Source organism: Mesorhizobium sp. WSM4840 (genome assembly GCF_055811755.1).
This window is the reverse complement of the sequence record NZ_JBVVQD010000014.1, coordinates 101,798-126,850: the sequence shown is the minus strand read 5'-3', so window position 1 is coordinate 126,850 and position 25,053 is coordinate 101,798. Positions and strand designations below refer to the sequence as shown.

25 protein-coding genes and 1 tRNA gene are annotated in these 25,053 nt (G+C 58.1%); 14 read left to right on the top strand and 12 right to left on the bottom strand.

The features are described 5' to 3' along the window. Positions 1-231 precede the first annotated feature (231 nt). The 7 genes from AC0L3I_RS19820 to AC0L3I_RS19790 form a co-directional block, all read right to left on the bottom strand. A complete protein-coding gene (locus tag AC0L3I_RS19820; protein WP_473487326.1) occupies positions 232-663 on the bottom strand; it encodes a CBS domain-containing protein in 432 nt (143 codons plus the stop codon). A 424-nt stretch (positions 664-1,087) separates the two neighbouring features. Beyond that, positions 1,088-1,399 (bottom strand): ParB/Srx family N-terminal domain-containing protein, encoded by a 312-nt coding sequence (locus AC0L3I_RS19815; RefSeq protein ID WP_473527960.1) that lies wholly within the window; start codon positions 1,397-1,399, stop codon positions 1,088-1,090. Between the two features lie 41 nt (positions 1,400-1,440). Further along, on the bottom strand, positions 1,441-1,590 hold the full coding sequence (locus AC0L3I_RS19810) for a hypothetical protein (protein ID WP_473527959.1): 150 nt from the start codon (positions 1,588-1,590) through the stop codon (positions 1,441-1,443). A gap of 180 nt (positions 1,591-1,770) precedes the next feature. Continuing rightward, a complete protein-coding gene (locus AC0L3I_RS19805) occupies positions 1,771-3,357 on the bottom strand; it encodes an adenylate/guanylate cyclase domain-containing protein (protein WP_473527958.1) in 1,587 nt (528 codons plus the stop codon). Positions 3,358-3,880: 523 nt separating this feature from the next. Next, positions 3,881-5,920 (bottom strand): family 16 glycosylhydrolase, encoded by a 2,040-nt coding sequence (locus tag AC0L3I_RS19800; protein ID WP_473527957.1) that lies wholly within the window; start codon positions 5,918-5,920, stop codon positions 3,881-3,883. Between the two features lie 1,066 nt (positions 5,921-6,986). Beyond that, positions 6,987-7,220: a hypothetical protein gene (locus AC0L3I_RS19795; protein ID WP_258117200.1), complete on the bottom strand. Its 234-nt coding sequence runs from the start codon at positions 7,218-7,220 to the stop codon at positions 6,987-6,989. A gap of 87 nt (positions 7,221-7,307) precedes the next feature. After that, positions 7,308-7,610 (bottom strand): hypothetical protein, encoded by a 303-nt coding sequence (locus tag AC0L3I_RS19790; RefSeq protein WP_473527956.1) that lies wholly within the window; start codon positions 7,608-7,610, stop codon positions 7,308-7,310. A 230-nt stretch (positions 7,611-7,840) separates the two neighbouring features. Between AC0L3I_RS19790 and AC0L3I_RS19785 the strand changes: the two genes are divergently transcribed. From AC0L3I_RS19785 to AC0L3I_RS19735, 11 genes are all read left to right on the top strand, one after another. Beyond that, a complete protein-coding gene (locus AC0L3I_RS19785) occupies positions 7,841-8,983 on the top strand; it encodes a helix-turn-helix domain-containing protein (protein WP_473527955.1) in 1,143 nt (380 codons plus the stop codon). Between the two features lie 294 nt (positions 8,984-9,277). Next, on the top strand, positions 9,278-11,020 hold the full coding sequence (locus tag AC0L3I_RS19780; RefSeq protein ID WP_473527954.1) for a putative bifunctional diguanylate cyclase/phosphodiesterase: 1,743 nt from the start codon (positions 9,278-9,280) through the stop codon (positions 11,018-11,020). A gap of 172 nt (positions 11,021-11,192) precedes the next feature. Continuing rightward, on the top strand, positions 11,193-11,714 hold the full coding sequence (locus AC0L3I_RS19775; RefSeq protein ID WP_473527994.1) for a ubiquinone biosynthesis methyltransferase UbiE: 522 nt from the start codon (positions 11,193-11,195) through the stop codon (positions 11,712-11,714). After that, positions 11,711-12,889 (top strand): class I SAM-dependent methyltransferase, encoded by a 1,179-nt coding sequence (locus AC0L3I_RS19770; protein WP_077383357.1) that lies wholly within the window; start codon positions 11,711-11,713, stop codon positions 12,887-12,889. Before AC0L3I_RS19775 ends, AC0L3I_RS19770 begins: the two co-directional genes overlap by 4 nt. Next, positions 12,886-15,270 carry a SpoIIE family protein phosphatase gene (locus AC0L3I_RS19765; RefSeq protein WP_473487322.1) on the top strand — a complete coding sequence of 795 codons (2,385 nt, stop codon included), beginning with the start codon at positions 12,886-12,888 and terminating at the stop codon, positions 15,268-15,270. The genes AC0L3I_RS19770 and AC0L3I_RS19765 overlap by 4 nt, the downstream gene beginning before the upstream one ends. A gap of 2 nt (positions 15,271-15,272) precedes the next feature. Continuing rightward, positions 15,273-15,833: a slr1658 superfamily regulator gene (locus AC0L3I_RS19760; RefSeq protein ID WP_473487321.1), complete on the top strand. Its 561-nt coding sequence runs from the start codon at positions 15,273-15,275 to the stop codon at positions 15,831-15,833. 18 nt (positions 15,834-15,851) lie between these two features. Further along, on the top strand, positions 15,852-16,190 hold the full coding sequence (locus AC0L3I_RS19755) for a slr1659 superfamily regulator (RefSeq protein WP_473487320.1): 339 nt from the start codon (positions 15,852-15,854) through the stop codon (positions 16,188-16,190). A gap of 369 nt (positions 16,191-16,559) precedes the next feature. Further along, entirely contained in the window at positions 16,560-17,156 is a 597-nt protein-coding gene (locus AC0L3I_RS19750; protein WP_473527953.1) for an ATP-dependent DNA ligase, read from the top strand. 265 nt (positions 17,157-17,421) lie between these two features. Continuing rightward, positions 17,422-17,640: a DUF3072 domain-containing protein gene (locus AC0L3I_RS19745; RefSeq protein WP_091591041.1), complete on the top strand. Its 219-nt coding sequence runs from the start codon at positions 17,422-17,424 to the stop codon at positions 17,638-17,640. Positions 17,641-17,851: 211 nt separating this feature from the next. Then, a complete protein-coding gene (locus AC0L3I_RS19740; RefSeq protein WP_473527952.1) occupies positions 17,852-19,312 on the top strand; it encodes a phospholipase D-like domain-containing protein in 1,461 nt (486 codons plus the stop codon). A gap of 154 nt (positions 19,313-19,466) precedes the next feature. Next, the gene (locus AC0L3I_RS19735) at positions 19,467-20,267 is read left to right on the top strand and encodes an endonuclease/exonuclease/phosphatase family protein (RefSeq protein WP_473527951.1); all 801 of its coding nucleotides are present in this window, start codon (positions 19,467-19,469) and stop codon (positions 20,265-20,267) included. Positions 20,268-20,543: 276 nt separating this feature from the next. On the opposite strand, the gene AC0L3I_RS19730 is transcribed toward AC0L3I_RS19735, so the two are convergent. The 5 genes from AC0L3I_RS19730 to AC0L3I_RS19710 form a co-directional block, all read right to left on the bottom strand. Continuing rightward, positions 20,544-20,885, bottom strand: coding sequence for a hypothetical protein (locus tag AC0L3I_RS19730; protein WP_473527950.1), 342 nt, complete (start codon positions 20,883-20,885; stop codon positions 20,544-20,546). 216 nt (positions 20,886-21,101) lie between these two features. Continuing rightward, positions 21,102-21,191: transfer RNA gene (locus AC0L3I_RS19725), tRNA-Ser, on the bottom strand. Positions 21,192-21,264: 73 nt separating this feature from the next. Then, the gene (locus AC0L3I_RS19720; protein ID WP_473527949.1) at positions 21,265-21,438 is read right to left on the bottom strand and encodes a hypothetical protein; all 174 of its coding nucleotides are present in this window, start codon (positions 21,436-21,438) and stop codon (positions 21,265-21,267) included. Between the two features lie 517 nt (positions 21,439-21,955). Next, positions 21,956-22,321, bottom strand: coding sequence for a VOC family protein (locus tag AC0L3I_RS19715; RefSeq protein ID WP_473487314.1), 366 nt, complete (start codon positions 22,319-22,321; stop codon positions 21,956-21,958). 140 nt (positions 22,322-22,461) lie between these two features. Then, a complete protein-coding gene (locus tag AC0L3I_RS19710) occupies positions 22,462-22,830 on the bottom strand; it encodes an HAD family hydrolase (protein WP_473487313.1) in 369 nt (122 codons plus the stop codon). Between the two features lie 344 nt (positions 22,831-23,174). Here AC0L3I_RS19710 and AC0L3I_RS19705 point away from each other — a divergent pair, with 344 nt between their 5' ends. The 3 genes from AC0L3I_RS19705 to AC0L3I_RS19695 all read left to right on the top strand — a co-directional run bounded on the left by AC0L3I_RS19705 (position 23,175) and on the right by AC0L3I_RS19695 (position 24,918). Next, on the top strand, positions 23,175-24,449 hold the full coding sequence (locus AC0L3I_RS19705; protein ID WP_473527948.1) for a hypothetical protein: 1,275 nt from the start codon (positions 23,175-23,177) through the stop codon (positions 24,447-24,449). A gap of 83 nt (positions 24,450-24,532) precedes the next feature. Beyond that, positions 24,533-24,781, top strand: a complete 249-nt coding sequence (locus AC0L3I_RS19700) for a DUF982 domain-containing protein (RefSeq protein ID WP_473487310.1) — start codon at positions 24,533-24,535, stop codon at positions 24,779-24,781. Between the two features lie 8 nt (positions 24,782-24,789). After that, positions 24,790-24,918, top strand: coding sequence for a hypothetical protein (locus tag AC0L3I_RS19695; protein WP_473487309.1), 129 nt, complete (start codon positions 24,790-24,792; stop codon positions 24,916-24,918). Positions 24,919-25,053 lie beyond the last annotated feature (135 nt).

The following is a 25,053-nucleotide window of genomic DNA, read 5'->3' as shown; positions in this document are numbered from 1 at the left end:
GGTTTGAGATAGCTGCGCACTTCAGATGCGTCTACAAATTGTGCCCTAGTATCGAATTTTTCTCAAGATTGCATGGTTTGGCGCTACGTTATGCCCAAGTCTCAGCATCTGATATGGTGTGCGATCCCGCAGCCTGCCTATCCGTTATTCAGGCTGCCGAAGGAGGTTCGGCACGGGATCAGAAACCCTGAAAAAAGGACGTCGCGGCCAGACGGCGGGCCTTTGGCGAGCTTACCCCGCCCAGATGTAGTGAATAATCTCTTCGGCCTCGCGCTCGACCTCCTCGATGCGCTTCTTCACCACGTCGCCGATCGAGACGATGCCGTCGAGTTGGCCGTTCTTTACCACGGGCAGGTGGCGGAAGCGGCCTGTGGTCATGATCTCCATGACCTGGTTGATCGTGTGGTTCTCGGTGCAGAGGTTGACCTTGGCGGTCATTGCGTGACGGACACTCTGCTGCAGGGCCGCAGCCCCATACTTGTCCATGGCGCAGACGATGTCGCGCTCGGACACGATGCCGACCACCTTGCGATCATCATTGGTAACGACCAGTGCGCCGATCCTGTGTTCGGCGAGCCTGTTGATCGCCACGGCGAGCGTCTCGTTCGGGCCGATCGTCTCGACGGCTCGACCCTTGTCCTCGAGAATCGCTTTGACGTTCATGGCTTCCTCCAAGCGCTGCTACGCTCCAGCCCTCGACCCCGTCTCCCTCTCGGTGCATTTCTGCGCCATCGTGCGCCGCGCGCCTTCATATTTCAAGTCCGATTTGCGCGCTCAGGCACCAGTGCTTCCTGGCGGTAGGCCTTCATGATTGGCTCACACAAACCGCCGCCTGCTACAGGGGTCGCCTTGCCGTCGCCGATGCTCATCGATCAGCCGAGAGCGCCGAGCGCCAGACTCCTTCCTCGATGCCTACAACTTCGCAAAGCGACTAAAGACCCTCAGGGGCCATCCTTCGCATTGGTGCTGTCGCCGCAAATCAGCCGATGCTTGCCGAGCGTCCAGACATCGCCGGGGAGGGTGGTTGGCTGCTCCGGCGGGTCAGGCACGTCATCTGGATCGGTAAGGCCAGGTTTACCAATGTTGGTCAGGCGGCAATTTCCAAATCGTCGAAGCCGGTGAGGAACAGATCGAAGCCAAGCTCGCCCAGGTCGGCCAGTTCGAGACCCAGCAGTTCGGTGTCCCAGCCGGCATTGAGCGCCAGCTTGTTGTCGGCTATGACCAAGACTCTTTTCTGCGCCTCGCTCAGGCCAAGGAGTTCGATAACGGGTACTTGCTGCAAGCCGAGCTTTCTCGCTGCCAGGAGGCGGCCGTGGCCAGCTATGATACCGTTCGCGCCGTCGACCAGGACCGGGTTCGTCCAGCCGAATTCCCGGATCGAGGCGGCGATCTGCGCCACCTGGGCATCGGAGTGGGTGCGGGCGTTCTTCTCGTAAGGGATCAGAGCCGCGGCAGGACGGTACTCCACTGCGAGGCGAGGAGGAGCATTCCCGACGCCGCCGATTTGACCGACAGCAGGCGGAGAGATAGCAGCCCCATCCGCCACAGGCGCGAAACGATAAGGGCTTCATCGCCGTGCTCCACCTGCATCGGAGTTCCTTTCCGTGCAGGCTCATCGGCCAAGTACGTCCGCCTGCTTCAAGTCCCGATTATAGCAGGGCCGCTATGTCTCTGTAATCTCTGCTGTTCTCGTGGGAGAACAATTGTTTGCGAAGAACTTCGATCGGCCCATGCAACGGGGAGTCCTGCGCCAGTCCCGCCGCTTCAAATTTATAAAGCCGCGGGCTTGTTTCGGATGGTTAAGGCCAGGAGCGCCTCCGAAAGTCGTTTCTTCGCCCGCTCGACCCCGTTCTCGTCGATTGCCTCGACATCGAGGAACAAGTCGAGGCCAGTCGCGTGCTCGCTGATGACCTGAGGGCGCTGGGCCAGTTCACCCAGGAGGCCCTCGACTTCGTAGGGGACGACCTCCCGGCTGATCCCCTTCATGGCAATCGGTGCTAACGGACGCGCCCGGACAAGGTCGCGGACGAGCGCGTAAGTCTCATAGCTGAGGCAGATGCCGCCGGGCTCGGCAATCGACTGCAGTCGGGCCGCCAAGTTCGCTTCGGCCCCAATGATCGTGTAGTCCATCCGATCATCGGAACCGAAGTTCCCAACATTGCAATAGCCCGTGTTGATGCCCATGCGAACTCGGAAGGGCCGTTCAACTCCGCGGTCATGCCACGCCCTGTTCAACTGCTCCAGCCGACGCTGCATGTCGACAGCCATGCGCAAGCAGGCTCTCGCGTCTTCCTCGACGCCTTGCGTCTCGGGGTCTCCGAAGAACACAAGAAGCGCGTCGCCGATGAACTTGTCGATGGTGCCGCCGTATTTGAGCGCGATTGTCGACATCTCGGTGAAGTACTCGTTGAGGAGAAGCGTCAAGTCCTCGGGCTGGAGCCGTTCCACGATCGCCGTGAAATCCTTGACGTCGGAGAAAAAGATCGTGAGCTTCTTGCGCTCGGTCGCGATGGTGACGTCCTTCTGGCCGCTGAAGATGCTTTTGTAAATTTGAGGCGAAAGATATTTGGCGATCTTCAATGAAATCGCGGCCAGGAAGTCGTTTGCCTCGGAAAGCTCCTTATTGATGCCCTGAACCAAGGCGGACTGCCGACGCTGCAGGAGAATGAACGTCAGGCCCGCCGCTGCCGCGAAGCCGAAATATAGGAGCAGATACTTGAAGGTGAGGACGTTCGCAGCGATCGGCTGATTGACTGATATCTCCTGGATCCCTCGGACATCCCCTACCTTCCAGTCCGTCTTGGGGCTGTCCGGGTGTGAGTTATGGCAGGTCACGCAGACTTGTCCCATTACAACAGGGGCCGCGGCGCGGACGTGCCGGTCAAACAGCGAACCCGAGACTTCGATGATCGGCTCCCTGGGGTTGGCGCGCAAAGCAAGGATTGCATTCCGCTCGAATACATCGAGTTGGTGGGGGTCGCGACCTTTGAAAGGTAGATCCGAGACGAACCGATATTTGACGGATCCGTCGTGAGCGCTGATGCGCTTGCCGAGTTCGATCGAGAGGGTTGCTGGAATAGGGATCGCACCTGGCACATCCCGGTAGTTGTGCGTCGCGGTCACGGCGTCGTCTGCTTGCAGCACGCGTCCCACAACGTCGCTGCCGTAGAATCCGCGCATTTCGTCGATGATCCGGCTGATTTCGCTGGCTTGCGTGCGCAGCATCCGTTCCGATAGGTCTCGCAGGTCGAGCCAGGCTGCGACGGGCAGACCTATAAGGCCGATGACCACTGCCGCCACCAGGAGCGGTCCCATGGTTCGCTGCTGACGCGCAATCTGTTCACCCAGTCCAGCCATTGTCCAAGCGCCCGGCAGTCATTAGTATCTGAATTATAGCTCATTCCCGGCACGGTACTAGCGTCAGTCTTGGCTCGATGAAAACACGTCAGCCCTGCCACGACGGACCGACCTTGAGCGGTTGTTGCTAAGCCCCCACCCTCACAGCGGATTTCGCATTCTGGCGCTAGACGGGCAGTGAATCAGTGAAGGGGATGTCGCAAAGTCGGTTGTGGGCCGGAATGCGCTCCGCGATAACCGCTCAGGGGTCAGAAGTTCAACTTTGGCAAGGTTGAGACTTCTGCGGCCGGAGAGCGCGTCGGAAAAGAAAGTGTCCCGCGAAGCGTATCCTTCGGCACCCGGCCAACTGCGGACTGTGACGAATGCCGGGGTGACACCCAACACAGTTTATGACGCAGTAGAACTAATTTGGAGCATCGCTCGAAAAAGAGGTCACCGGTTTTTCGAACAAAGCGATGCGCAAACAAGAAGTCACAGCGGTGCGCTCGATCTCTTTTTCACGCGCACCGCTGAAGGCGCCGGATCAGATCACGAAAAAATCGTCGGCCAGCAGCGTCGGCCTGTTCGTCAGCGTCGCGAGCTGTGTCACGCCGCCTGCGACGTTTCCGTTGGAATCGTAAAACAACGCACCCGTAACCTTGTCATAGACGATGTGGTCGTCGGCGTCGTGCGCGCTAGTCCCAGCGAAGAAGTACCTTGGCTCGAGGGCTCCGGTGGCTCCAAGCCCCTGCATTACCGAATTCTGAAGCCTGAATGTATCGGCCGTATGGTTGAAATCCGTGATGATGTCGCGGTTGGCCACTAAGAGCGGCGCGCTGAAAACGAAGGAATCGTTGCCGGCGCCACCAGTAAGCTGGTCAATGCCCAGGCCGCCCGTTAGTGTATCGTTGCCACCCCACCCAAACACGGAATCATTGCCTCGGCCGCCGTCCAGTTTGTTGTCGCTGTCGTTGCCGTCGAGCACGTTGTCGAGGGAATTTCCCGTGGCTCCGACGTTGGCGTTTCCGGTCAGACGCAGATTTTCTACCAGCCTGCGATCGACCGCCAGTGAGTACGTGACCAAGCTGAAAATCTGGTCGAGGCCCGCTTCGTCGATGACGTTGTCCAGTACATTGTCCACATAATAGGTATCGTTGCCGGTACCGCCATTCATCAGGTCGGCCCCGGTCCCGCCATCGAGAAGGTCGGCGCCATCATAGCCCGCTAACCGGTCGCTACCCGCCCCGCCCCTTATGGTGTCGTTGCCGGCAAGGCCGACCAGCGTGTTGTTCCCATTGTTCCCGCTCAGCTCATTGTCGGAAGAATTGCCGCGACCATCGATAGCGCCAAGGCCGATGAGAGTCAGATTTTCGACATAGAGTGGCAGTGAATAGGTGCTCGAGCTGAACACCCAATCGTTGCCCGCCGCATCGCCCTCGACCACGCGGTCGAGGGCATTGTCGACATAGTAGGTATCGTTGCCTGCGCCGCCCTCCATCTTGTCGATTCCGACCCCGCCGTCGAGCAGGTTGCTGCCGTCGTTGCCGACCAGCGTGTTGTCGAGTTCGTTACCAGTCGCGTCGATGTCGGCAACACCGGTGAGTGTGAGCTGCTCTATTTGCTGGCCGGACAGCGAATACGTCATCGAGGTGATGACCAGATCGATGCCGGCGCCGTCAGCCTCAATGACTACGTCGAATGCGTTGTCGACGCGGTAGGTATCGTTGCCGAAACCACCGGACATTTTGTCAGCACCAGCTCCCCCGTCCAGAACGTCATCAAAATTGCCGCCGTTCAGGATATCCGCCGCATCCGTCCCGGTCGGGTGCTGCTCCATCACGTCCGGCGCAGCATAGGCGCGCACGTAGTCGACGACCATGTCATACGTGCCGGAAGCCTGCTCGGAGGAATACATGCTTAGCGTGACCAGCATATAGAGCGGCGTGCGGAAAAAGTCGCTCATTGGAAAGCGGCTCAGCTCTTTGCCGTCATAATATGTGGTGATCCAGTCGGTCGTTATCCTCGCGCCGTACGTGTGAAACGCTCCGTCGAACAGCGAACCGTCGAGGCCCGTATAGTTGCTTTCCCAAGCGTGGCTTTCCTTATTGCTCAAGTGCACCGCCTGGTGATGAGCATCGGGATCGCCGCCATACGCTTCAACGATGTCGACCTCGACGCGTGGCACAGTCTGATCGGGCGACAGCATCCAGAAGGCCGGCCAGGCTCCTGCTCCGCCGTGAAAGGCGGCGCGCATCTCGAAATACCCGTACTCTTGCGCGAAACCCTCGCCGGCGCTGTTAACCGTTTGCATCGTTCCCGACTGCCAGGCGCCGTCCACCTGCTTCATGGTTATCGTCAGAAGCCCGTCAGAGACGGAGAACGGGTTGGTTTCTCCGACCGGCGGCATGTACTTTGCGGCCCCCGCGGGGGCGTGAACAGGCGCGAACCACTTGCCGGTGCCGTTGTTCGGCACGACATCAAGCGTATTGAACTCGTCGGAAAAGGAGAGGTTGAACCCGGAGAGGTTCAGCTCCGATCCTTTGTACTGTTCGGTCCAATCGCCAGGAAGGGCAATCGCAGCCATTGATGGGCTCCTCGTTCTCGCAACATTTTCGCGGTCGACCCCACCTAGATCTAATCGTCCATTTGTTAACGGAACGGTAATGGACACCGATTCCGCCGCAAATGGGGTCAGTGCGGTTATTCCCAACGCTTCACGAGAAATTTGGGAGAAGTCGCAAATCGGTTGACGACCCGGCACACGATACTGCGAATCCTGCATGGCGCATGATCCGATCGACACGCTCGGCAAGGCGACCCGGCACCGATCAGGGGACTGACACCACCACCACCAGCGGCACGAACCCGAACTGGGCCAAGGATTGCGCCTGGCCAGCAGGCCGGCAGCGCGCAGGAGGCCGCCCCTGGTCAGCAGGACACGGACGCCAAGATCGCCGCCCCCGGGCAAATGAAGAAGACCATCGAAGATTGCTGATTGGCAACGCCATACAAGGGGAAGGCCGGCGCCGCTTTGGGGGGCGTTGGGGTAGAATGCCTGTAGGGCGCCGGCCTGGCGGATTGGGGTCCGCCGTTGGATAGTACCAAACTTGGCGATTCGAGTAATTCCGTGATCGCGGAATGTGAGGAGGCGGTCGATGACGCTCAGTCCTTTGCATCATCACCGTCTTGCACAGAGCCATCGTTCTTATCTGCCGGGCTTTTCTAACCCGGCCAGTTGCTGGTCGGCCATTTCTTTAGCGGGGCCCACGAGGGCATCGACCTCTTGCAACTGGTCCACGTGACCGCCATTGGCGACGCGTTTCCGGATCGTCTTATCGCAATGCCCCTTGGGCGGCTAATAGCCTGTACTTTTCGAAGATCGCTAGCTTCTGCGGATAGGTGATCCGTACCTTGGCGTTGCACCCGTCGCATCTGAAGTGCGCGATCGTTCTTAGCGCAGAGCCCTTCCTTACCGCCGGATGCAAGCAATCCGGACAATCGAATGTGAGCGCAACATCAGACAAGTCTTGGGCTAAACCCATTTCCATCTCCTTCGCAAGCGCTGTGGCTACACTCTGGCGGGACTCAATGGGGCAATGCAGATGCCAATCCGGCTGTGCCAACGCGGGACGCCTCGGAACGCCGCCAAGCTAGTGCGCCTTCTCTGCGCCCTTTGAAAGACGAAGAGACCTAACTTCATCCAGCAGTTCGCGCTCCTTGGTAGTAATGTTTCGGAAGATTGCGACAATCGCCACCGCTAAGGCCTCGGCATCCCGGCTTGAAGAGTCAATGTGTTCATCTGCGCAAACCTGATCGAACACGCGTTCGCAAATAGCCAGATCATGAGGGCTGAGGCAGGTGCGATTGAAACGCCGACGCAGCATCTGTGCGAACCTTTCAGTGCCCGTTGCCCGTGTTTGCGGCGGGCCTTTTTTTGCCGATGAACCGCTGAGGCGTGTATTGGAATAAGTTTACTCGCTGACTGATAATTGGTCTTTCAATAGTCCCAAAATCAGCGCGCACTCGCGAGCTCTATACTGTCCAGCAATCATAAGTTGTCGGTAATCTCGCAGTTTTTGTTCTGGGACATGAAATCCTCGCCGAAATTCCGCCGCCTCTCTCGGAGTTCGAGTGCAACCGAGTTTACTGGCAGTGACTTTCAAACTCGCCAGTGAGCATCCGACCTTGGCTGCTATATCTTTCAAAGGTTCGTTATTAAAATATCCATCAAGAATTATCTTGCGACGAGCTTCTGCTTTGAGCTTTGCGTTCATTTCGTTGTCTCCTCAATTACGCTTTCACCGTGCAAGACTCTATACGCGCCAGGTTGAAGAGTGTCGTTATCGTCGCATCCAGAAACTTATCTCGGAATGCATTTCTTGCTGTAACCCAGCGTGATGGCGCTCCTGTGGACTCGCGTTCCGCTAGTCTTGCCAGATGCCTGTGATACACCACATGATTGAGGTGGAGATGGGCATACCGGAATCGGATACGGCACTACGCGATGGACGCTAAGAGGCAGGACAAGGCGCTTGCGAGGCAGGCGCTTGGGCGCGATCGACGTCGTTGGCCGCGCGAAGCTCAACCTTACAATGAGGCTGCCCCGTCACTTGCGCCGGCGCTCGAACCTTTGCCCTTTTCGACGCTCGAACTGGCGCCAGAGGATCAATTTGTCGCCTGGCAGGCGCATATGGCTCCGCTTGTCGAGATCAAGTTGCCGGATGACAAATCGCTCGACGATGGCTTTCCCGCCGACCACACGGCTTGGAACCTCGGCGGCATGCTGATCGTTCAACAGCGCGCACCGGCACATAGTTATATGCGTTCTGCTGCGAAGCTTCGGTCCAGCTCGATCGATCACTGGTATATCGCTTTGCCGCATACTGGCCGGTCGTGGACGGAGGTCGATCGCCGCGTAGCGGAAAACCAGCCGGGCAAATTGGAGATTAGATCGCTTGGCTACCCGTTTCGCGGGAGGGCAACGGAATCCCAAAGTCTCTTTCTCTATTTGCCGCGTGATTTGTTCGCCGATGCGGCGGCAACCCTGGACGCAAAGAATAATTCAATTCTGTCCGGCAACTTTGCCAACCTTTTGCTCGACTACCTCAACAGCATCGAAGCAAGACTGCGCAGTCTCACGGCTGACGATCTGCCCCGCATCGTGCACGCAACACGCAGCATGATCATTGCCTGCCTCTCGCCACCGACAGAACATGCCGCGGCCACCGAACAATTGGTGAGTGTCGCGCTGATGGAGCGAGCCCGTCGATACGTCCACAACAATCTGGATGCGGCTCATCTGACGCCGGATTCAATGTGCCGGGCGCTCGGCGTCTCGCGCTCTCGTCTTTATCAGTTGTTCGAACCGAGCGGTGGTGTTCTCCACTACATACAAAGTCGCCGACTTCTGGCAGCCCATGTTGCGCTTAGCGATCCGGCGGACAGCCGGCGCATTGTTAATATTGCCGAAGCCGTCGGCTTTAGTTCAGCGGCTAATTTCAGCCGAGCATTTAGCAAGGAATTCGGTTACAGCCCCCGCGAAGTCCGAAGTTCCGTGGTGTTGCCGCGCCCCGCCCACTCTGTTTCGCATGCCGGACACGAGGAGGCCTCTTCCTTTGAACATTGGCTCAAAGCGCTCGGAAGCTGAGTACAGGATCGGGGATGGTTGAAGTGGGGCGGGCTTAAAACAGGGCGGGGAAGATCAGCCGCCTCATGGACCAGAATATTTCGTGTCGCGTCCACCGCGCCATCAATTATAGCCAATTCCCGATTTATCAACCAACTGTTCATCGATGTCGCTGCCAATCACAGCGGAGCATACATTGCAACTACGCAGCATGAGACACTTGTTGAGACTGTGAGTTGTATGTTTGCCAAGCTTGACAGTTATGCTATTTCTGGGCTGGGGGACGTGGATTCTCACTGCCCATGGAGGTGGCTATTGCACCCGGAGGCATCAGGGGTCGGCACGGAGAGCGAGGGGCCTGCCTCAAGCGATGCACCACGTCCCGGCGAAGCGCTGCTCGCTGACCTTTTGGCGTACACGACCGAATTTTTGTCGTTCTATGATCGCGACTTCTGTCTGACGCACTACGCAGCCAAACTCAAAGGCGTGTACGGAGGCGCGGTGGTGCCGGGTGCCGCCGTTTGGGAGATCTACCCGAGCTTCCTCGATGCGAGGTATCGTGACGAATTTCTTCGTGTGTTCCACGGCGGCTCACCGGCAAGCATTGATTTGCCGCGATCACCGGGTGAAGCGCCACGGTCCGCTTTCGTTTTCGCCACTGCGAATGGTGTGGGAATCATCGAATCAAGGGGGCGCGATGGGCGAAGCGTCGTGGAGGAGCAAGAGCATGTAATTCTGCTCCATCAGGCGACGCACGACGTGCTGACCGGACTGCAGAATCGGCGGCGATTCGGCGAGCGGCTGCAGCAGGCAATGGCCGCCCTCGGCGGATCAAAGCCGAAAGCAGCCCTTCTGCAAATCGACCTTGACGATTTCAAAGCGGTCAACGACACGCTCGGCCATGGAGCAGGCGACACTCTTCTTCAACTCGCGGCGGGCCGTATCCGCGACGCGCTGCAGGACGGCGAATCCGCATACCGGTATGCCGGCGATGAGTTCGCTGTCATCCAATTGGGAAAGGAGCAGCCAGCAGAGGCTGAGCGCCTCGCCGGATCGCTGGTCGACGCGTTCAAGAACCCGTTCGTCATCAACGGCATTCCCGTCTTCGTAGGCTCGAGCATCGGAATTGCTTTCGGGCCGGAGCACGGGACCGATGGCGAACAGTTGATGAAAGCCGCTGATATTGCCCTTTACGCGGCCAAGACAGATGGACGCGGTTGCGCTCGAACATTCAACCGTTCGATGCTGCTCTTGCTCGAGCAACGCGAGAATCTGAGACGCAGCCTTCGAACCGCGCTGGAGCGCGGCGAACTTTATCTGGAATATCAGCCGCTCATTCGGCCTCCCGCGTCGGTGATCGGTTTCGAAGCGCTGCTGCGGTGGCGGCACCCCGAGGTCGGAACCATTCCACCCAACGTGTTCATACCGATCGCCGAAGCCGACGGTCTGATGGACGAGATTGGGCGATGGGTGCTCGAGGAAGCCTGTCGCCAGGCATTGACGTGGCCTTCCTCGCTGACAGTCGCAGTGAACCTGTCGCCAGCTCAGTTCCTTAGCGGTTCGCTGACGGACACGGTCGCTCAGATCATCGATGCAGTTGGAATCGAAGCCGACAGACTTGAACTTGAAATAACCGAGACGGTCCTGCTTGAAAAGACGATCGACAATATCGACACGTTGAACACTCTGAACGTTTTGGGAATACGAATTTCGCTCGACGATTTTGGAACATACTATTCATCGTTAAGCTACCTTAAAAACTTTCCCTTCGATACTTTGAAGATAGATCGGTACTTTATTGCGGACCTGGAGACCGATCTCAAAAGCCAAACGATCGTGCGATCGATCATGAACCTGGCGCACGGCCTGGGGATAAATGTCACTGCCGAGGGGGTCGAGACGTCGGCACAGGCACGGTGGCTGATCAAGGAGAATTGCGATTGCCTGCAAGGCAACTTCCTGGGAAAGCCGCTTGGAGCCGAGGCGATTAGCGATTTCATCAGGCGGTCCCCGCTGAGGGTGGTACGGACGATGGAGGAATCAAATCGGGCGCTCTAGCGCCTTGCACCCTTTGTTAACGATGAAGTGGAGATTTGTAGAACGATCAAGGCAGATACCGCGCAATTTTTCGAGTCGGTGCGAGACTGACCCATCAGGACGCGGTGACATTTTTTGTCGCGGAGGTCATCACCCCGCGAGGGCTCAATACGATGGAAAAGTGAGGATGCCGATGGGAACTGTTCATCATCACCTGGCTGGCGAGCCGACTTTTGAACCGATGATCCAGATCGACATGGAAATCAAAGCTTTCGTCTCCGCCTGGAACCATTGCGACTATGTCTCGACATACATGGCCCGGATGATCAGCCGAAACAGGTCAGACTCGGTTCGGCATTCAAATCTCTTTTCTTCCGCCTTTAACGAATTGCTGGAAGTCGCCTTTCGTACGCGCCATGCCGACGGCGAATTGGCATGCAGGGTGTCTCGCCATGGCGCGACGGACAGGATCGAGTTGACATTCCCTTGCGTGCCAGAGGAGCGTCAATTCTACGAACAAGCCGTGTCGCTGGTCGCAGGATCCGAGGTCCGGGAGCGATATCTCAATTCGGTATCCGGGGATCTCGCCCCGAGCCGGGAGGTGGTTCTTTTGGAACTGGCCATCGACTACAACGCGACACTCAGGGTCGAGGAAGCCGACGGTGATGCGATCAAGCTTGTCGTGGATCTCCCGCTCGAGGGCTTGCAAAATTGAACCCTTACGACCTTCTCCCGCGTTTCAAGGCGCAATACGACGCCAACAATCAGGAGTTCTCCATATCGGGGGTGGTCCGGCCTCAGGCAATCGATGAACTTGGACCCAGCATAGCATTGCTTCGCGATGCGATCGGCCGTGTGCGCGGCGTTCTCTACGTCAATGTCAGACGTCTGACTCAGATGAACAACGCTGCGTTTCACGCCTTTTCGAGGATCATTCTCGACGCTTGTCGGGCTCGACCCGATCTCAAATTCATCGTCATCACGTCAAGCGTCGTCGGATGGACGTCACGAAAGTTCGGTCGCTTGAGCGGAATCGAACCGAACATCACGGTCGAGGAGTATGACAGCGAATTCTATCCGGGGCAGGGCTTCCTTGAGGAAGGCGGGTTCGTGCCGATCCTGCGCACACAAACAAAGATGACCTGGCGCCACGAGCGCGCAATCTTGCCCCGACACGGCATGAGGCCCGGGATCGTGATGGCCGACATCTGTTGCGGCATAGGTGATTTCGCCGTGCTCGTGCAGAAGGAGTTCCAGCCATCGCGGATCGTCGCCCTCGACCACTCCAGGTCGAGTCTCGCCTATGCGCGAAACGTGGCTGCGGAGTTCGATATCAAGGGCATCGAGTACACTTATGGCGATGCATCAGAAATGCTGCTCGAGGAAAATCAGTTCGACCTCGTCACGTGCCGCCATTCGCTGCAGGTGTTCAACAAGCCCGAACTGATCCTCAGGGAACTGTTTCGCATCTGCAAGCCGGGCGGACGTGTCTACATCACCAATGAAAAAAATTCGCACTGCCTGGGCGAACCACGCGCCGACAGCATCCAGTGGACCTATAACGAGGTCGCCAAGCTGTGGGCGCACTTCCAGATGGATATTGAGCTCGGCCCGAAGAGCAAACGCTACCTGACCGAAGCGGGGCTCGAAGACATTCGGGTCGAGTCCTTCATGGTCACCAACCACGACGGCGATCCACAGGACTTCGCGGACGTCATAGCGGCATGGGAGAATGTTTATGCAGGCGAGATGGCTACCAAGCGAGGTGACACACCGGCGTTTATCAGGCGGTTCCGACAGGGCTTCCAGGACCACATCTTCGCTGCGCTCCACTCCAAGGGCTATGCCGGCTGGCCGATCTGGGTTGCATCGGGACGCAAGCCGCTATGACCGATTTGGATGCAACACCGCCCAGACCCTGGCCTGTCCTCCGGCTTAACAGCTTCCGCGCTAAATTCTTGATCGTTGTGGGTGGGGCGGTGCTGTTCGACCTCCTCGTCGGCGGCGGCGTCGCGCTGTGGAATGTGAACCGGCTTTCCCGGGACGCGACGCACCAGATCGAGAGCGGCCTCACCAAGGCAAGCCAGGAATACCTCCAGAACTATATCGAGACGACGGCGCTGCGCGCCGATCTCCTGTTCGGCCGCATGCACTCCGAGGTGACCGCACTTGCAGCCTCCATGCAGAGATTAATAGATTATCCGGAAGCAAAAGATGCGATCGGCAAGGCGTTGGCGAAGAACCCCTATTTTAATGCGCCGCTTGCATATGACGCCACGGGAAACTGGGTACAGACCCGGCAAGGGTCACCTTCGGTCATGAGTGTCTGGGGATATCTCCTCTCCGCTGATCACCAACCGAAGCCCGAAATTCTCCGCGACATTCAGGAGAGTGCGATCTTCGATATTTTTGGCACAAGCCAGATGTCAACTGGCGCCAAGAAGCTGCAGGTCTACTACGTAGGGCCGAAGGCAGGGCCGATCATGCGCACGATTCCTTATTCCGATCAGGCGCAGACCTTCGACAAGCTTTATCCAGGCCACGATAAAGCGAATTTCTGGGATTTCTTCTTTCCTGGCGTCTATGAAGGCTGGGAAGGCTGGATCAGGGAGCCCGATTCGCGCCCCGTAAAGGGCGATGACATCACTGCGACTGCTCCTTACATCGACGCGATTACCGGCAAGCTCATAGTGAGCTTCTTCCACCCACTCTGGACGAAAGACCGCAGTAATGTCGCCGGCATGGTCGCTGCCGACGTTACGCTCGATCAACTCGCTGACATCGTCGAAAGCGTGAAGGTCGCCGATACGGGCTTCGGTTTTCTCACCATGTCGAACGGCAATGTGCTCGCGATCAAGCCTGAAGGCGAGAAAATGCTCGGGCTCAAGATCGCAAGTGGTGCGGCAGGTCAAGGCGTTACCGGCCTCGATCGCTCGCTCAAAAAGAGCACGCACGCGACCGTCGCAGCGCTCGAACTTCCCGCCGACGACAAGACAGTCATTAAGCATATTTCGATTGAGGAAAACGGTAAAGCCCAACCGTACATCGTCGCACTTCGCCGACTAAACCCAGTCAATCTCTGGAATAGTACTGGGTCCATCACGGCCGAAACCCTGCTGCTTGGCTTCGTCGTCCCCGAACAGGAAATTTATGCTTCCCTCCTTGCAGCGCAGCAGAGCATTTCCAGCGCAACCAACCGGATCCTGATAACCCAGGTCATCGCAGTTATCGTTTCGCTCCTGATCGTCTTTGCGGCTGTCTTCGGAATTTCAAAGCGGATCACTGCAGGCCTCAGTGCGCTTGCCGGGGCCGCCAAGCGGTTGCAGGCGAAAGACTATTCAGTCCGGGTAAGCATTCCGACGCGCGACGAGGTTGGAGCGGTGGGGGTCGCTTTCAACCGGATGGCTGAGCAGATCAGCTTTCACACGGAAAACCTCGAGCAGCTCGTCGACGAACGAACCAGGGAGCTCGGGGACGCCAACCAGGAGATTTCGGCACTCAACGAAAAGCTGCGAGACGAGAACGTCCGCCTCGGTGCCGAGCTCGCGGTTGCCAGGCAGATCCAGATGATGGTCCTGCCGAAACAATTCGAACTCGAAGCGATTCCTGGGCTGGAGATCGCAGCCTACATGCGTCCGGCTGACGAGGTTGGCGGCGACTACTATGACGTCCTGCAGAACGGATCACGGGTCAAGATCGGCATCGGCGACGTGACCGGTCATGGTCTTGAGAGCGGCGTGCTGATGCTGATGGTCCAATCCGTTGCACGCGCGCTGCAGGAGACCGACGAAGCGAATCCGCACCAGTTTCTGGATCGGCTGAACAGAGCGATCTACAAGAACATCGAGCGGACGAACACCGACAAGCATCTCTCGCTGGCCTTTCTTGACTTCGAAGATGAGCGGGTAACGCTATCCGGCCAGCATGAGGACGTTCTTGTCGTGCGTGCGGATGGGGAAGTCGAACGTATCGATACGATTGATCTGGGTCTGCCGGTTGGCCTGGAGAATGACATCTCGAAGTTCATTGCCACGCGTGACATCCTGTTCGGAAGCGGCGACGTGATCGTGCTGCACACCGACGGTGTGACCGAGGCGGAAAACCACGAAAGAAAGTTGTTCGGGTTCGAGCGCCTCAGCCAGAGCGTACAAAGACGTCACGGCAGCAGCGCCGAGGACATCAAGACTGGGATCATCGACGATCTGATGGCCCATATCGGGATCCAGAAGATCCACGATGACATCACCCTCGTGATCATAAGGCACACATAGCAATGACAACGCTGTTCGGTACCCCTGATATTGCGATCGGGATGAAGGAGAGCGTCAGTCGCGTGCGGCTGTTCGACGGACCTCTCGACTTGAGTTGGCGTCATTGTGCCACCACCTCGGACTTCATCGCCGATCTTTTCGCGTTGCGCTTCCGGTCGTCCCGCAATGACTACATGGAAGTGCGGCACAGCATCGGATATCTGGTCAACGAACTCATCGAAAATGCCGTCAAGTTTCGCGCACCGGGTGAGATCGTGATCGAGGCGTCGATGGATTCGGAGTGCTTCAAGCTCAAAGTGTCGAATGAAGTCGATGGTGAAGATGCGTCTGAGTTCCAAAGTCTCCTGGCGGACATCACGGTTGGCGACCCCATGGACCTGCTGATACAGCGAATTGAAGCCAATGCCGCCAACGCCGGCGTAGGAGGCTCCGGACTTGGATTGCTGACGTTGATGAGCGACTACGGCGCACGCCTGGCTTGGATATTCAGCGCCGCAGACGAAAGCGATCGGATTTGCGTGGAGACATATGCCTCCATTCCGATCTCGCAAATTCACAACTAAATAAAACGAAGCCAGGCTATGGAAATCAAGACAGACGATTACCGCGTGTGGACTGAAGGAAGCGAAATTTTCTTCGACGGTGCAATGCGGCTTGCCAGTTCCGACGACGGTGCGCCTATCACGGCGTTGGCGACCCGTGTTCTTGCCTCGAATCCCGCTTCCATTACGCTCAATCTGAAGGACCTTCACTTTCTCAACTCTTCCGGCATCAACCTGCTGGCGAAATTTACCATTGAGGTGCGCAAGCATCCCGATGTTCGACTCGTCGTGCGTGGAACGCCCGACATACCCTGGCAGTCGAAATCATTGCCGAATCTGAAGAAGCTGCATCCCGCTGTGGTGCTTTTGATGGACTGACCAAGGTAGTCCGCAATCGGAGCAATTCCAGGAAAAGTGCGAACGGTTTTCCGTCCGGAATTGCAGTCAAAAAATAAAGAGATAGAGCGGTTCTGCGGTTCCGTGAAATGACGAACCGCTCTAGCCAAGGGCTGCGTAGGCTGGCGGCAATCCCGGACAGCAATAAGCCGGTCGGGAACGGTGCAAGAGCGCCGCGCCGAGCAAGATATGTACGCCAGGATAAGTATTAGGATGCAAAGCTAACGACAGATCGGCCTCGTGCGTAGATGCTTGCAATGGCTTGGCGGGGGGCTCGGCACAGGTGGCAGGCATCCTGTTGGGGTGATGTCGTGCTGCCTGTGCCGATTAGCCGCCGCTGCGCGGTCAAAGGTGGCGTCATTGAGTAAGCGTGCCAAGGTCGATGGCGGCCGGCTGGAGTTTCTTCCGCCGCAGATCCCGACTCGGGTCGAGCGGCCGCCTGAAGATGAGGGCTGGGTCCACGAGGCCAATCTCGACGGCTATCGAACCCAGATCATCATCGATAATGGCGGCGTGCGTCTTTACAGCAAGAACGGCCGTGACTGGACCACGAAATACTGGCCCATCGCACTAGCCGTCGATCTGCGATGCCGGACTGCCATTCTCGACGGCGAGGTCATTGTTCCCGGCGAGCAGGGCGCTTCCGATTGCCCTGCGCTGGAAGCCGCGATCTGGAACGAGCCGAGCCGGCTGGTGTTCGTCACTTTCGATATCCTCCATCTCGACGGCCGCGATCTAGGCTCCTTGCCGCTGCTGCAGCGCAAGCAGGCGCTATGGCAACTGGTTGAGCCTGGCCTCGGCAAGATCCAATACAGTGAGCACTTCGAGGGCAGTGCGCTGGCGCTCTTCCGCACCGTCGAGAAGATCGGGCTCAATGGAATTATCTCGAAGCGCGCCGACAGCCGCTACAGGAGCGGACTGTCGAACACATGGCTGAAGGCCAAATAATTCGAAGAAGCCGACTCCCGAGTTGGGGGTCGTTTATGAGCCAGGTACTGCTCCAATGGCCCTGATTGCTGCTCACGGGGCGTCGTCACCGATTTGAGGATCGTGCAAGATTACAACCATAGGTGTCAACGCTATGAAATAGCCAAGAAGAGATTCGCTCCGCTTGCGCGTAACCGGCTTGGGCGGGCGGACGCGACACGCATACCAATCTGGCGGAACAAATCATGATCATTCTCATTGTGGTGATCATCAAGGGAGATTGATCATGGGCGACCGGCACAACCCAAAAATCGAGGCACCGGCAAATGTCGAAAAGGACCCGGAAGATTGGATCAGCGGAGATGACCCCATGACCCCCGCACAAGCCTCCTATTTGAAAACTTTGGCCGAACAGGCCGACGACCCTGACGCCTATGCTGACGGCCTCAGCAAGGCGGAAGCCTCTAAACGCATTGATGCACTCCGGGAGAAGTTAGGCCTGTAGTGCCCGCTGTGGCTCCTGGTCTCCAGTGACGGGGGCCGTTCCATCGAACCAGGCAGCGGCTCTGTCCAGTTTTGTTACCGTGGTCTGGAGGCTTGCGGTGCTCTGCATTACGAATTGGGTGACTGCGGCCAAAACTTGGTCAAGAGGTGCTAATCAACGCCGGGCATGAGCTGCATTGCGTTCTGCAACCGCTCGCTGGATAGTCCTGGCGATGTTGCAGACCTTAATGACTCATTGGCCCCAGATCCTCGCGATCATTCCGCTGGTGATGGCGGCCATCGGCATTGTCCACGCCATAATGACGAAGGAAGACGTCCGCGCCGCCACAGGTTGGGTTGGCGTGATGTTCCTGTCGCCATTCCTTGGCGCGATCATCTACGCCGTTGCCGGCATAAACCGCATCCGTCGTGCAACGATCAGCGCCATGCGGCCCCTTTCCAGCGAGGCGGCTTCCGCAAAACATGAGCGCAACATTGCCGCCGAGGAATTGATTGCCGAGCGGTACGGCCAACGCTTCACCGGCCTGAAGACATTGGGCGACAGGGTGGCCCGGCGTGCCCTGACCTCGGCAAACGCGATTGCGATATTGGAGACAGGTGACGAGGCCTATGCCGCAATGTGCCGAGCGATTGATGGCGCTCAACGCGCTATCCTTCTCGAGACCTACATCTTCGACAATGACGATGTCGGGCGGCTTTTCGTGGAATCTCTCGCCGGAGCCGTCCAGCGGGGTGTCAGCGTTCGCGTGCTGATCGATGCCGTCGGGGCGCGTTACTCCGTCCCCAGCATTCTTGGGCGTCTGCGAGAGGCAGGAATCACAGCAGACCTCTTCAACGGCAACATTGTCATGGGCCTGCGTCTTCCCTACGCCAACCTCAGAACACACCGGAAGATCCTGGTCGTCGATGGCACGATTGCGTTCACCGGAGGGATGAACATCCGAAAGGGATTCTCAGCCGAGTTCGCCGGTTCCTCCAGCGCGAGGGACACGCATTTTCAGGTCACCGGGCCGGTCGTAGCCGACCTTTTTTCGGTTGCCGCCGAAGATTGGCGCTTCGTGAGCGGCGAGCTCCTGAAAGGCGACACCTGGCAAGTGGCCACGCTTCCCGCAGCTCCCGGTCAACCGATGCTGGCGCGGGCGGTTGCATCCGGGCCGGATGCCAGCATCGAAACGAACCACAACTTGCTGATCGGGGCATTTTCCGTCGCCCGCAAATCGATCCGCATCATGTCGCCCTATTTCCTGCCGGATCGGGAACTGATCAGCGCGCTGACGACCGCGGCCAGGCGAGGCGTCGAGATCGACATCGTGGTACCGGCGGTGAACAATCTCTTCCTCGTCGACCGGGCGATGACGGCGCAATTCGATCAGGTCCTGAAGCACTATTGCCGCGTATGGCGCACGGAGGGCTCGTTCGATCATTCGAAGCTGCTGTCGGTCGATGGAGTTTGGGCTTATATAGGATCCTCCAATCTTGATGCCCGGTCCCTGCGGCTGAATTTTGAGATTGATATAGAGGTTCTTGATGCAGGCTTTGCCGCGGAGATTGAAGCGCGGATCGGATCGGCAATCGCCTCCGCCGCGTCTGTAACGATCGAAACCTTGAGAGCCCGGCCATTTATCGTCCGCCTGTTTGACCGAGTGTTGTGGCTGGGATCGCCCTACCTTTAGAGGCTTTCTCGTTCTGCCGGGGGGAATTCGGGTGACGCAGCCATCGCTCCTTTTAAGCGCCGCATCTCGTCAGGGCAGGGAAGCAGCGATTGCAGATCCTATTTGAGTGAGACAAAGCTAAGTCTTGAAGGTAGTGAGGACGAGCAGCAGACTCATGCAAAGAACTGGACATAGCTTTCCTGCAAGTGTGCTCAAATCCATTCGCGACAGAAAAAAGCAGAAGGCGAAGGCTGCGCCGTCCGAAGGGACACGCCCCGCGGGGACTCTGGTCGCATCTTACAACGTTCACAAATGCGTGGGCGTCGACAGAAAGTTCGATCCCGAACGAATCGGTCGCGTCATCCGGGAAATCGCCCCGGATGTCATTGCGTTGCAGGAAGCGGACAATCGCTTTGGAGATCGTGCCGGCCTTCTGGATCTGCTGCGTCTCGAATTGGAAACAGGCCTGGTGCCGGTGCCGGTGTCCGGAAACGGCAAAGGGCACGGCTGGCACGGCAACGTTCTGCTTTTCAAACGGGGCATCGTTCGCAATGTCCATCAGATAAAGCTCCCGGGGCTGGAGCCGCGCGGAGCCCTGGTTGCCGAAATCGATCTGGACGAGAAACGAACTCTGCGCATTATCGCAGCCCATCTCGGCTTGCTGCGCCGATCGCGCTCCGAACAGGCCCGTGTCGTGCTCGAAATCATGAACAGACCGGACGAAAAACCAACACTGCTGCTCGGCGATTTGAACGAATGGCGACTCGGAAACCGTTCCGCGCTGAACACGCTGCACACGACTTTCGGTCCCGCGCCGCCGGCGGTCCCCACCTTTCCATCGAGTCTGCCGCTGCTGTCGCTCGACCGGATCATGGCAAATCGACACGGAATGATCTCAACCGTCGAAGCCCATGACACGCCGCTTTCGCGGGTCGCCTCCGATCATCTACCGCTTATAGGATTCGTTCGCCTATGATGTAGCTGCCCAGCCCCATGGATGGAGATCGGTTCAAAGGGAAGCTCTAGTCTAGACTAGCGGAGCGGGGGCGGCCCAGCGGCTTTGGTTGCGGGGGGAGGCCGCTGGGCCTGACCAGCGAGCCTTCGGGGGGCGTGCTCACGTGGCTGGTGAATACGTGAGTTAAAGCTAATGCAATCGAAACATGCGAACGAAGTACGTGTCGGTAATTCCGCTGCGCAGAAGCCATAAGGTGCCCCGCAATGGGTCAATAAGTCTGGCACGGCAGTTGCTTGGTCAGGTATGGGGGAAATGGGGCGGAGGCCCGTCGCTTCGCAAATGTAGCGGCGGGTCTTCTGCATAGAGGTCGCGTCCCAGCCTACGCGCTGCCGTCTCGCTTTCCTCATCGATCGTTCGGACTGGCAGATAGGCGTTGGTTTCCAGCCACTCGTGCGGCACGATCTGAATGAGGTCCGACCGGCCAATTTTCATTTCGGCCGCGATGGAGTTTAGAGCGTCCTCCGTCGCGGGCTCCAGCGGCACGCCGGCAACGTTTCTGAGCATCAATGCGGCGCGGCGCAGGATGATCTGCAGATCCGCCCCACGACATAGCTGCGATGCGGTCGGCGGCGCTTTCAAGCTCTCCCGCAAAAGACAGGCGGGTCATTCAGAGGGCCGAATGATCAGTGGCGGTGCAGCGCAAATTGCGACAATGCGGACCATCAAAGGCCAAGCACGGTTGTTAGCGGCGTTGATTTGGGCCTTCATCTTTTGTGGACGTTAGGAACGGAGTTAGGAACTAGCCTTGATAAAAAATGGAAAAGGTAACTTAAATCAGACACATAGCTTAATATCTGGCGGAGGGAGTGGGATTCGAACCCACGGTGGGCTTGCACCCACGCCGGTTTTCAAGACCGGTGCCTTAAACCGCTCGGCCATCCCTCCAAGTAGTTGTTTTCATTGCGCTATCTCCAACAAGCAACGGGTCTGAAAATGCCCTTTGCTACGCGCTTTGCAACTATTTGGCTTTTCGCTCGCTGCTTATAGCGGCCTGGAGCGCAGCGTCAACTTGCTCGGCAGCGTCGGCCTGCATGCCGGGCATAACATGCGAATAAAGGTCGAGCGTGATTCCGATAGTCGAGTGCCCAAGGCGTTCGCTGGCGACCTTTGGATGAACGCCGGCCGATAGCATCTGCGTGGCGTGGGTGTGCCGAAGGTCGTGAAAGCGGATGCGAGGCAGGGCGGTCTTCCCAAGACGCGCACCCACTCATGCGTAAGCGACCTTGGCTGCAATGGCGAGCCGTCGACTTGGGCAATTACGAAGCTGTCACCGTCCGGCCGCAGTCCAAGCCGCAGTTGTTCCTCGGCTTGCCGGGCTCGATGCGCTTTCAGCTCTGCAACGGTGCTGGCTGAAAGTGCCACTGTTCGCGCTCTGCCTGACTTCGGTTCTTTGTACCGCACCCCGTCAGATCGCGGTTGACGAGGATCGATCCCACCAGCGCTGACGGAGTTCGCACGGGTTGAACTTACGGCAGCCTCATTCTTTGTGACTTGAATGAGAGGCTCGAAGGCGCCGACAAGATCTCTAATGATTGTCTGTTCGCCAGCGCGCATACCGGCCAAAAATCTGCCGTCGGTGGCGGAACGCGACACATGACCAAAGCAGACGTATCAAAACCAACAGCCGCGATCAGCTTTACGTCAGGCTCTCAGTCCTTCTTGAACTCGAATAGCTCGATGACGTTGCCCGACGGGTCTTCGAGCAAGATGGCGCGTCCGGCACCGCCGTCGCTGATTTCGCCGCGGAATCTTGCATCAGCCCGGCGCAACCGCTCAATGAGGACATCGATCTCGTTCGTAACGATCATAAATCGGTTCCACCCGCCCGGCTTCGGATCGCCGCCCGCCTGACCACCGCTCCCCGCACCGGGGGCGCTGAGATACAGCGTCAAGTCGTCGCGCAGCAGCGCGGCGAACTTGCCCGGATTGTGCTTGTCGATCTTGAAAGCGAGATTGTCTCGATAGAACGCGACCGCCTCGTTAACGTCCGCAACGATGTATCGGACGGATGCCATTCAACCTTCTCCTCTGTCTTGTGGCCACAACGGTCAACTCGTGCAAAAGGTTTCCTGTCGGTGGCGCTGAGTGCAGAAGCGGGCTGTCTGCGTGCCAGCCGAAGTAGTCGGATTGAGGGTTTTTGGACGTTTATGACACCCTATACGACCGAGATTGGGTCGTTAGCTGAATGGCTGCTTTTGCCAACTGGATGCTCGAAAGCTTCCGACCTGCTTACGGCCCCAACTGGAACAGCCGAATCGACAGGGGATGATGGCGCAGAATGCTCGGAGAAGCCGGCCAGAATAGCCGGGAGAGACGACTCGCCCGTCCAGTGAGCAGCTTTCCAGCCCGCATTTTCTGCCGCGGCGACGTTCGCAAGAGTGTCTTCAACGAGCAAGATTTCGTTCGGAACGCGGCCCATGCGCAGGCCGATCTTCTGGAAGAAATGCCCTTCGGGTTTTCGGCAGCCCATCTCTGCGGGGTAGAAGATCCCGTCAATGTGCTCGGCGAGCCCAAGAACCTGCAATCAGGTAGATGGCTCTCATATGCTCCTGGTTCGTCGCCAGGGTCGACGTCGCGTTCTGCGGGACAAGACCGCGCACTCTGGGGCGCGGTATCGGATGGTCTGGATTCATCCCAACCGTTACTGGAGACGCCCAGCGGTCCGGGTGACGGAATTTTTTGATCGCCTGCAACGTTTATATTCATTCGGCTGCATTCCGTTTCGCGCGGCCAGAACCCGCGAACCCGAGATGACCGCCGATTGGCAATCATCTTTGGGAGGGACGTGACATGCCCTTGCGTTTCAACGGTACAGCAACAATTTTCGCTCTTCTTCTATCTTCAAGCTTGATCCCCGCCGCGGCTCAAATGAGCGCGAAAGGAAAAACAAGCGGGAAGGATTTCGACAACGCTGCCGCCGAGCAGGCCAAGCGATATCTCGAGGAAGGCCGCGAGACATTCCGCTTCGACACCTTCGGCAGCGAGGATTTCTGGGGCGGCAAACTGAAACTCCACGAGGCAATCGCAGGTGAGAAGCTGGGCGGCATAGGACCCGGCCTGAGCCCGGAGAAAGCCCTCGAACTCGGCCTCAAGGTCGATGTGAACGCCATTCCCAAGGATGTGGCCGATGCGCTCAACAAGGGCGCGGTCGACCTCGCGGATCCCGCGAGCACGCTTGTTCTGCTGAAAGCCAATGCCGTTGTCGGGGTGACCGGGTTCTTCGCTGAGGACGGAAAGACGCTGACTTCGGTGGGCATCCAATGCGCGGTGTGCCATTCAACCGTCGACGACACCTACGCACCCGGGATCGGGCACCGGCTGGACGGCTGGCCCAACCGTGACCTCAATATCGGGGCGATCGTTGCCCTCGCACCTGATCTCACGGCGTTCACCGAGATGCTGCAGATATCCGAAGCGGAGGTGAAGAAGGCGGTTGAGGCGTGGGGTCCCGGGAAGTTCGATGCCGAACTGAACCTCGATGGCAAAGCATTCCGGCCGGACGGCAAGACGGCCGCCACGCTCAATCCGCCGGCGTTCGGATTGGCCGGTGTAAACAATCACACATGGACCGGAGCCTGGGGCACGGTGAGCTACTGGAACGCTTATGTCGGCAATCTCGAGATGCACGGGAAAGGCGTGTTTTACGATCCGCGCCTTGATGACGCCGAGAAGTATCCGGTCGCAGCACGAACGAAGCAGGGCCACAAACAGGACAAGCAGGACCGGATTACAGCCAAGTTGCCGGCGCTCCATTTCTATCAGCTCTCGCTGCCGACACCGAAACCGCCGGAGGGCGCCTTCGACAGCGCGGCCGCAGAAAAAGGTGAGGCACTTTTCAACGATAAGGCCAAATGCGGCACTTGCCACGTGCCGCCGCTCTTCACGGAACCGGGCTGGAACCTGCATACGGCCGACGAGATAGGGATTGACGACTTCCAGGCGATGCGGTCCCCAGACGAGCGCTACAGGACGGCGTCCTTGCGGGCCTTGTGGGACGTGGAAAAGATCCACAAGGGCGGATTTTACCACGACGGCCGGTTCGCCACCCTCAATGATGTTGTCAAGCATTATGACGGCCATCTTCGCCTTGATCTGACCGATCAGGAAAAGAGTGATCTGATCGAGTACCTCAAATCGATCTGATCCGGCATTCGACGGCGCCAGCGCTTCTTTGAGGCGGCTGCCAGGGAGGCGAGCGTGTATCTCTCGCCTGAGTAGGAGGTGCCATGGCAACTCTTTGGTTCGTCCCTCCGGTGTTCGTGAAGAGTGAAACGGACGGTGTCAGGCACGGCTGCAACAATACGAGGGCAGCTCTTGAGCAGCTCAAGAGGTGGACCCGGAGAGGGCCTCGCTGGCACAAGGCGTGGACCCTCTGCCTGTCAGCACTGGAGGGCGATCCGATCGACCCTCATGTGATCCGAAAGGCTTTCGTGGCTGCCGCTAAGGAGGCGGAGATGTATCTCTCGCCCGAGTAGGAGGTATCATGGCTCTCCACTGGTATCACCCTCCGGTCTACATCGAGACGGACCGACCTGGGCTCACCTACGGCTGCAACAACGTCGAGGGGGCGGCTGCGGAACTCATGAAGTGGACCAAGCGGGGACCCAAGTGAGGTTAAGGCCTGCATTGAAGGCGAGGGCACAGCCGACGACGTAAGGAAGGCCTTCGAGGTTGCTGCCAAGGAGGAGGGTTTGCTACGCTCCTCCTCTAATTAGGCTCACTTTGCGTGGACGCTGTTGAACACCGG